The 1361-nt window shown below is 64.7% G+C and carries 2 protein-coding genes; both read left to right on the plus strand.

Annotated features, from left to right (window positions below):
- The first annotated feature begins 82 nt into the window (after positions 1-82).
- Positions 83-1036 carry a methionyl-tRNA formyltransferase gene (fmt, locus tag EN932_RS36195; RefSeq protein ID WP_063170946.1) on the plus strand — a complete coding sequence of 318 codons (954 nt, stop codon included), beginning with the start codon at positions 83-85 and terminating at the stop codon, positions 1034-1036.
- A partial coding sequence (locus EN932_RS36200) for an N-acetyltransferase (RefSeq protein WP_164890851.1) occupies positions 1033-1361 on the plus strand: 329 nt, incomplete at its 3' end. The genes fmt and EN932_RS36200, both read left to right, overlap by 4 nt.

Genomic DNA, 1361 nt, shown 5'->3' on the forward strand with positions numbered 1-1361 from the left:
CCTGAAGCTCGTAAACCCGTTTGAAGCGGATGCCTGAGCCGGCACACTGCGCGAGCAAGAAGACAGGATACCGGAAGATAAAATGCCCCTTCGCGTCATCTTCATGGGTACGCCGGAGTTTTCGGTGCCGACCTTGCGCGCGATCGCCGAGGCTGGCCATGAGATATCAGTCGTCTATACCCAGCCGCCGCGCGCTGCCGGACGACGCGGGCTGGAGCTGACGCCGTCGCCGGTGCAGCGCGAGGCGGAGCGACTGGGCATCGAGGTGCGGACGCCGGTTTCGCTCAAAGGAGAGGCCGAACAGGCCGCTTTTCGCGCCTTGCAGGCCGATGTGGCGGTGGTCGTCGCCTATGGCTTGCTGCTGCCGAAGGCGGTTCTGGAGGCAACCCGGCTCGGCTGCGTCAACGGCCATGCGTCGCTTCTGCCGCGCTGGCGCGGCGCCGCCCCCATCCAGCGCGCCATCATGGCCGGTGACCTGGAAAGCGGCATGATGGTGATGCGCATGGAAGAGGGCCTGGACACCGGTCCGGTCGGGCTGGTTGAAAAGTGCGCCATCGAACCCGATATGACAGCCGGCGATCTGCATGATCGGTTGATGAGTGTCGGTGCTGCCTTGATGGTGGAAGCGCTGGCGCGGTTGGAAGGGAACACCCTGACATTCACCACACAAGCTGTGGATGGGGTGACCTACGCCAAGAAAATCGATAAATCCGAGACTCGCGTGGACTGGACTCGCTCGGCAAGTGAGGTCCACAATCATATTCGTGGCCTGTCGCCCTTTCCAGGCGCCTGGTCGGAGATAGGAATTGGCGGCCGCCAGGAGCGGCTGAAACTGCTTCGCTCGACGCTGTCGCAAGGCCTGTCGCCTTCGGAAGATTTGGGCGAGTCGGGAGGAATTCTCGATGACCGGCTGACGGTCGCCTGCGGGGCAGGCGCGATCAGGCTGGTCGAAGTTCAACGGGCGGGCGGAAAGCCCGCTGCCGCGTCGGAATTCCTGCGCGGGGCCAAGATCGAAAAAGGACTGAAATTCTCATGAGCATGATGTCGATACGCGCGGCAACGCCGCGGGATCGCGAGGCCATCCGCCTCGTCGAGGAACACGCTTTCGGCCAGCAGGCGGAGGCCGGTCTGGTCGACGCGCTGGTGACCGGCGGCGACGCGGTTGCCGAACTGGTTGCGGAAGAGGACGGCCAGGTGGTCGGCCATATCCTGTTTTCGCGGCTGTTCGTCCAGAATGGCGGCAAGACCTTCGCGGCCGTGGCGCTGGCGCCGCTGGCGGTGGAGCCCTCGTTCCATGGCAGCGGCATTGGCGGCGCGCTGATCCGCGAGGCGCATATCCGCCTCAAGGATGGGGGGGAGAC

The organism is Mesorhizobium sp. M7A.F.Ca.US.002.01.1.1, assembly GCF_004022955.1.
Classification (GTDB): domain Bacteria; phylum Pseudomonadota; class Alphaproteobacteria; order Rhizobiales; family Rhizobiaceae; genus Mesorhizobium; species Mesorhizobium ciceri.

Excerpts from the sequence above, each read along its gene's own strand:
- fmt (WP_063170946.1), top strand. The coding sequence starts at position 83 with ATGCCCCTTCGCGTCATCTTCATGGGTACGCCGGAGTTTTCGGTGCCG.